Raw genomic sequence first — 7,403 nt, forward strand, 5'->3', positions numbered from 1 at the left:
GATGCCTCAGATTTTTTAGAGGAAATTATCGAGCTTGCTCGATAAAAATCTGGGCTCAATTTCGCCAAGGCGAAATTGATTGTATTGGATTGATTATTATGGATGAATTATTTCTATCACCTGTTCAACTTTCTATTAAAGTATCATTAATTTCTTTACTTTTTGTTTTTGTTACGGGTACATTGCTAGCAAAATTTATGTTAGAAAAAAACTTTAAGGGCAAAGTGATAGTGGAAACAATTTTTATGCTTCCACTTGTCCTCCCTCCAACCGTAATTGGGTTTTTATTAATTATTATTTTCGGAAATTCAAGTCCTGTTGGCAGATGGATTCAATCTATCTTCAATCATCCAATGATGTTTACATGGTGGGCTGCCGTCATTGCATCATCCATTGTCGCCCTGCCGCTGATGTATCAATCTGCGAAAACAGGATTTTCTGAAGTGGACCGAGGAATTAAAGAGGCTGCTAGAGTGGATGGAGCTGGAGAATGGACAATTTTTTTCTTAATTACGATGCCCCTTGCCTATAAATCATTAATAACTGGAGCTATATTAAGCTTCGCGAGGGCACTTGGGGAATTTGGCGCCACGTTAATGTTTGCCGGAAATATTCCTGGGAAGACACAAACGATGTCAACTGCTATTTATATGTCTATCGAATCAGGAAATATGAATCTTGCATGGGCTCTTGTAGGGACAATGATTGTCATTTCCTTCATCATGCTATTGCTTGTTTCGATTTTCAAATAAGAAAGCGATAAACGAATTTTATCCGTTTATCGCTTTTCTTATTTTTCGTACTCCTATAATTAGGACTCCGATTATTAAAAGTACCATTGCAAATTTCCCATAGTATCCCATCGTTATATGATCAGTTTGATCCATAATATATGGAGGAGTATCAGTTTTTTCTTCCTTTTTTTCAACAAGAGCAATTGATTGAATGACATCTCCCTTATTATTTGTTAATTGTAACTGACCATTTGAAGTTACATTTTTTTGATAGAAAGCAGATGGGATTGTAATTAAAACATCGTTATTATCAGTTGTAAAAGTTTTTCCCGCTGTCTGAAAAACAGCAGATTTACTTATATAAGAATGTTTAAACTGTTCAAATCCATAATCAAACAACGCCTCTGTATCTTCATATACCAAGTTATCATTCATCCCTTTCAAAACTATGGCCGTCAGCTCCATCTTGTTCTGAAGAGCTGTTGATGCAAGTGTGAATTTAGACTCAGGTACATACCCAGTCTTTCCTCCGTTTACTGCTTCATAGGGGATTTCTCCCTTAAGCATCAAATGATGGGTTAAGATTGTAGTGTCCCATGACTTCCCCTTCCATGCCAGTTCCTTCGTTCCGTAAATTTCTCTAAAGGTATTATTTTGAAGTGCATAATTCGTTATTTTAGCTAAATCCTTTGCCGTTGTATAATGATTTTCATTGAAAAGACCGTGTGGATTTGTGAAGTGTGTATTCTTTACCTTTACTTTTGAAGATAGATATTGGTTTATTCTATCTTCATATCGGTCTCCATCAAGATGCTCAGCGATGGCAGCAGCTGCATCATTTCCTGAGTTGATTAACATGCCCTGGATTAGCTTTTTTAATGGAACTTGCTCCCCTTCCTCTAAAAATACACTTGTCCCATCCGTATTAGCCGCACCTTTACTTACAGTAACTAGGTCCTCAAGATTCCCATTTTCTATAGCGTAAATGGCTGTGGCAATTTTAGTTAAGCTGGCTGGAAACATTTTATTGTCAGCATTTTTTTGAAATAACACCGCCCCTGTCTCAGAATCTACAAGTATCGCTGACTCACTTTTGATCTCGGGGCTAGAAACCGAAGCTGCTTTCACTACATGAGCAGCTTGTATACATAAATATAAAATTATCAGTGTTGAAAGAAAAGTTTTATTCATAATATTCCCATCCATATGATCTTATTCTTGTCCATTTTTGATTGTATCAAAACTTATTATTAATAGGAGAAAAATCATGAAAATGTTACATAACTGTTAATTTCAACATAATTATTGAAAAAAAATCGAAAAAAAATAAGCAATCCATCAGGATTACTTATCCGTTAACTGCAGCCTCCTCCACAGCTTGAACAGCTTGAATTTCCTCCGGAATCGCCGCTGGAATTACTGCCTGAATCTTTTGATGAGCAGCTGCTGCAGCCATATCCATAACAAGATGATCCTCCTCCGCTCGCCTTTGCCTGCTTTATTGGAATTAGCGGATTCATATCATGTGGGAATACTTCTGGTGAATACATGGAGAAAAATACAGCAGCAGGAAGAAGTTTATAATATTCTTTGTCTGCATTTATACGTGAATAGGAGCATTCATTTTCGTTATTCTTCATTATTTCTGCTTGAGATATTTCCTGTTTCATTTTACTGATTAAGTATTTTTTAATTTCTATCCAATCTTCTGTTGCTCTGAAATATCTATCTAAAAGTTCATCTTCTGGAAGATTTTTAAAATCTTGAAGAATTTCTGGCTTTATCGGATGCCTTAAAAATCCGCCCCAAAGCAAACGGCTATTTGTAGAGGACTGAAATACACTTAAATAAACCCAATCAAAAAAAGCTCTTTCTCCGGGATCGGTTTTGAATCGATATTTGGTGTATGGTGTAAAAAACCTTTGTAAAACTTATGCGAAAACTTTTCATAATCCTTTGTAAACATAAGCATTTCATGCCAAATTTCGTCCACTCTCTCGCTAAACATCGGAACTGTTTTTAATAAACTGTTTAAAATAAAATATCTTTTCAACTCAAAATATGCCCATTCAAAATCGTGATCTGTCCAATTTGCGTTGTTTTGCAAAACACGAAGCTTTAATTGATTAACATTGGAGGAGGCTAAGGATGAGTGAAGGAGCTTTACGATATCCTTATCCCTAGGCTTTAAGATTCCTAGGTTTGCAGGAATCGGCTCATACTTTAGTTTAAATCTCCTTCTCTTTTTCCTGAGTTTTAAAAAGAAAAAAACAATCAGAACCCCAACCGCTAATAAGATAATGCCTTCCATATTCCATCCCCTTTCCGACATATGTATTAATTATATCTATATTATGTATAATTTTTACAGGTATTTCGGCTAAATCAGGAAGAATGTACTAGTCATTCCAAGTCTAATGAGGAATTATGAAGAAAAATAAATAATTTAGACAAGTTCTTCCCCCCTATCAGCATATCTATAATAATGGACAAACATTTAATGGGGGGAGAAAGCAAATGCCATTTTTGATTTTGAAAAAAAGAGCCATCATCATGTTTTTAGTTATCTTTGTAGCAGTAGCCTCTGCATCAATTTGGTTAATTGTTAACAAAGGTGCGATATCTGTATTTAACCAAGAGGCAAATGAGGAAGTTCGAGAAATTCATATGGTGACAGGAGAATTTAAAGCTAAGCTTCCAAATGGGAAAGAGATTGAGTCATACCGTTGGGACCCGGGAACGATTTTTGTGAAAGAAGGAGAAAAAGTAAATCTTATTATTTCAGGCGTGAATGGGGCTGAGCATCCATTTTCTATTGAAGGAACCGATATTAAAGGAATTGTGAAAAAAGGTGAGGATACGGTTGTCCCTCTCCATTTCAAAAAAGAAGGGATATATAGATTAATTTGTCATACCCATCATGGAAAAGAACAAAATGGACCGATGATCGCGTATATTGTGGTGGATTAAAAAAACAGCGTTAGGAATTTTCCTAACGCTGTTTATCCTTTATTTCCACCAATTGTCATGCATGCTTGCTGGCATTCTTCTTTTATGCTCAGACAAGAGATAGCGTCTCTCAATTTTATCAACTGCATCTTGGCTTACTTGTTTACCCTCGAGATAATCATCGAGTTCATCGTATGAGATCCCAAGTTCTGTTTCATCTGCCTGTCCCGGTTTTAGATCAAGAAGGTCTGCTGTTGGCACTTTTAAATAAAGCCTTTCATCGGCACCTAATTCCTTTAGAAGTGCTTTTCCTTGCCGTTTTGTTAGCCCGGTCAGCGGAGTGACATCTGCACCCCCATCGCCAAATTTCGTATAAAAGCCTGTGATGGCCTCTGCAGCATGGTCAGTGCCAATGACTAGCAACCCGCTCTCTCCGCCAAATGCATATTGGGCAATCATTCTCATTCTTGCCTTTACATTACCCTTCTGATAATCACTTAATGAGTTATTTATTACAATTGAGTTATATTCATGTTGAATGTCATCTACGGCTGATTTAATGTTAAATACATATTCCCGATCAGCTTTAATAAATGAAAGTGCCAGCTTTGCATCTTCTTCATCTCCTTGAACGCCATAAGGAAGGCGAACGGCGATAAACATGGCTTCATGGTCCTCTTTCCGTAACTCTTCTACTGCCAGCTGCGCCAGTTTCCCTGCAAGTGTTGAATCCTGCCCGCCGCTAATGCCAAGAACATAACCCTTCGCTCTTGTTTTTATTAAATATTCTTTTAAAAAAGTAATTCGATTTCTGACTTCTTCCTTTGGATCTATATGTGGATTGACATGCAATTTCTCCATTATTTCCTTTTGAATTGTCATTTTTCTTCCTCCCGCTTAACGATGCTGTCCCATTCCCCTGATCTTATTTAAAGCTTGTTCACTTTATCTTTTACTCTTCTAATATGCTCCATTTTATTATCCCAGCATTTCTGACTTAAGTCGACCGGATATTCTGCTGGATTTAATGAACGCCTGTTTTCCTCCCAAAGTAAAGATAGATTTTCTTTAACAAATTGTTGAATATCTGTCAGTTTAGGTATTGTGTACACTAGCTTACCGTTTACAAATATATCCTTATGCAGCTCTTTTGCTTCAAAATTAGAAATATACTTCTTTATATACGTGTGAACAGGATGGAACATTTTCAACCGTTTTTCTTCCTGTGGATTTTCGTCCTCTAAAGTAATATAGTCCCCTTCGGACTTTTGGTTCTCTTTATTAATAATCCGATATACCCTTTTCATTCCCGGTGTTGTCACCTTTTCTGGGTTTCCGCTGATCTTGATCGTATCGACCATTTGACCTGATTCGTTTTCAATAGAGACGAGCTTATAGACAGCACCTAAAGCAGCTTGGTCATAGGCGGTAATTAATTTAGTACCAATACCCCATGAATCTATTTTTGCCCCCTGCCCCTTTAAGTTTAAGATCGTATATTCATCCAGATCATTTGAGGCAACTATTTTGGCATTTGGAAAACCAGCTTCATCAAGCATTTTTCTCGCTTCCTTAGATAAATAGGCCAAGTCTCCACTATCTAGCCTAATACCTATAAAGTTTATTTGATCTCCGAGCTCCTTTGCGACTTTTATGGCATTTGGCACACCCGATTTCAATGTATCATACGTATCAACTAGAAAAACGCAATTTTTATGTCTTCTTGCATATTTATGGAAGGCAGTATATTCATCCTGGTAGGCTTGAACAAGTGCATGGGCATGTGTACCTGAAACAGGAATATTAAATTTCTTACCTGCTCTTACGTTAGATGTTGACTGAAATCCTCCTATGAAAGCAGCTCTTGCTCCCCAGATGGCTGCGTCCATTTCATGTGCTCTTCTAGATCCAAACTCCATCGCCGTTTCTTCGCCTAGTACTTCCTTAATCCGAGCAGCCTTTGTCGCAATTAACGTTTGATAATTAATGATGTTCAGAAGAGCCGTTTCGATTAATTGTGCCTGTGCAAGCGGTGCCTCGATTCTCATAAGCGGCTCATTTCCAAATACAAGTTCTCCTTCTGACATTGAACGAATGGAGCCTGTAAATGTAAGTGTTTTTAAATATTCAAGGAAATCCTCCCGATAACCTAATACGTCTCTTAAATATGTTATATCACTTTCAGAAAAATGGAATTGATTAATATATTCTATTACTCTTTCCAGTCCAGCAAAGACTCCATATCCATTATTAAAAGGAAGTTTACGGAAATATAAATCAAACACAGCCTTTTTATTATGAATTCCGTCTTCCCAATAGGTTTCTGCCATATTTATTTGGTATAAGTCAGTATGCAGAGTTAGACTATCATCCTGAAAATAATGATGCATTAAAAATCCCCCTAGCAAAGTATTAATACTACCATTTTACCCTCTAAATTGTAGGATTACACAATATTGAACCGATAGAAATGTATATAAAAAACTAAACAAAAGGACTTGATAGAAAAAAGTCACTTTGTTTAGCTTTGATTTTTTTTAGCAGCCATTTGAAAAATTACAAAAGGCGTGCTTAATAAAACAGGAAAAATATAATAGCTAAGCCGATAAAACATGATAATTAACAAGCTTAATTCTGCTGGAATCCCGTATGTCTCCATTCCAATAAGAAAAACTAAGTCAAATGACCCAATCCCTCCTGGAATAAGGCTAATGATACCTGCACAAGCCGAGATAATCACGATCGGAAAAATAATTGAAAATGGAACAGCTACGCTCAATAAGTGAGCAATCCCCCATATACATATTCCAACAAATAACCATTCAAATATGGAGATGGTTATTAATTCAGCAATAAAACCCTTTTGTAAGTTTTCCAAGCTCCAAAACTTTTTTCTAAATGAAAAAAGAATAAGTAAAACCGGTGTATAGGCTGCAATAGCCCAGACGGCAAATTTCATAAACTTGATTTCGGCATAAACATGCATATCCGTAAATGCTACTTGCCAGGAAAGAATAGATAGCCCTGTTAAATAAAACAGAGAAATTTTTGCAATGATCCTAATGACAGGAATAGAATCAGTCGCATATTTGCGATAATAAATAGATCGTAAAGTTGCTCCGGCCACCCCGCCAAATCCAACTAAATTTGAGAAAGCATTTGCAGATAAGGAATAAAAAATAAACTGCCTCTTTCGAACTCTGCTTTTAAAAATTTGAAAAAGAACCACATCATAAAAAAACATCGGAATCAAGGCAATTAATCCAAGGATAAATATCAAAATAATTCTCTGGAGAGAAAGCCTGTCTAAATATAGGTCAATTAAGTTCCAGTTAAAATCCTTAAACAAACCTTTCGCTTCATAGCTGATTAATAGCAAGATCAGAATTGGAAATAAAACCTTTGCAATTGTTAATAACGTTTTTCGCTTAAAAAAAGACAAAATACCCCACCGTTCAATCAAATAGTCAGTCCATCCTATATTCTATTACTTCCTTAATATTGGTACAACCATTATATTTAAGCTCCCATTAAATTGGATAGTGTTTTCAATTGCACCGTAATCAAAAATCAATTATAATTTACCCATTGCCCTAAGATACCGAGGTGAGTATATGTTAGATTTTTTGATGGATGCTTCCAATATTCCGGCTGATCATGCCATCTATGTCAGTTTTATATTAGGGCTCATGATGAAATTTTTATGGGTATGGAATATCC

Annotated in this window: 7 protein-coding genes; 2 read left to right on the forward strand and 5 right to left on the reverse strand. The window is 36.1% G+C overall.

Annotated features, from left to right (window positions below):
* The first annotated feature begins 98 nt into the window (after nucleotides 1–98).
* Nucleotides 99–752, forward strand: coding sequence for a molybdate ABC transporter permease subunit (gene modB, locus V7164_RS24845; RefSeq protein ID WP_335347501.1), 654 nt, complete (start codon nucleotides 99–101; stop codon nucleotides 750–752).
* An 18-nt stretch (nucleotides 753–770) separates the two neighbouring features.
* Here the strand turns inward: modB and V7164_RS24850 are convergent, their stop codons facing one another.
* Together V7164_RS24850 and V7164_RS24855 are read right to left on the reverse strand one after the other, a co-directional pair.
* Nucleotides 771–1,925: a D-alanyl-D-alanine carboxypeptidase family protein gene (locus V7164_RS24850; RefSeq protein WP_335347502.1), complete on the reverse strand. Its 1,155-nt coding sequence runs from the start codon at nucleotides 1,923–1,925 to the stop codon at nucleotides 771–773.
* A 652-nt stretch (nucleotides 1,926–2,577) separates the two neighbouring features.
* Nucleotides 2,578–3,045: a hypothetical protein gene (locus V7164_RS24855; RefSeq protein ID WP_335355556.1), complete on the reverse strand. Its 468-nt coding sequence runs from the start codon at nucleotides 3,043–3,045 to the stop codon at nucleotides 2,578–2,580.
* A gap of 206 nt (nucleotides 3,046–3,251) precedes the next feature.
* On the opposite strand from V7164_RS24855, the gene V7164_RS24860 reads away from it, so the two are divergent.
* A complete protein-coding gene (locus V7164_RS24860; protein WP_335348338.1) occupies nucleotides 3,252–3,704 on the forward strand; it encodes a hypothetical protein in 453 nt (150 codons plus the stop codon).
* Nucleotides 3,705–3,743: 39 nt separating this feature from the next.
* On the opposite strand, the gene nadE is transcribed toward V7164_RS24860, so the two are convergent.
* The 3 genes from nadE to V7164_RS24875 form a co-directional block, all read right to left on the reverse strand.
* Entirely contained in the window at nucleotides 3,744–4,565 is an 822-nt protein-coding gene (gene nadE, locus V7164_RS24865; RefSeq protein ID WP_335348337.1) for an ammonia-dependent NAD(+) synthetase, read from the reverse strand.
* Between the two features lie 47 nt (nucleotides 4,566–4,612).
* Nucleotides 4,613–6,073, reverse strand: coding sequence for a nicotinate phosphoribosyltransferase (locus V7164_RS24870; protein ID WP_335348336.1), 1,461 nt, complete (start codon nucleotides 6,071–6,073; stop codon nucleotides 4,613–4,615).
* 131 nt (nucleotides 6,074–6,204) lie between these two features.
* Entirely contained in the window at nucleotides 6,205–7,146 is a 942-nt protein-coding gene (locus V7164_RS24875; protein ID WP_335348335.1) for a UPF0104 family protein, read from the reverse strand.
* Between the last annotated feature and the right edge of the window lie 257 nt (nucleotides 7,147–7,403).

It is taken from the genome of Bacillus sp. JJ1474 (genome assembly GCF_036965225.1).
Lineage (GTDB): Bacteria > Bacillota > Bacilli > Bacillales > Cytobacillaceae > Cytobacillus.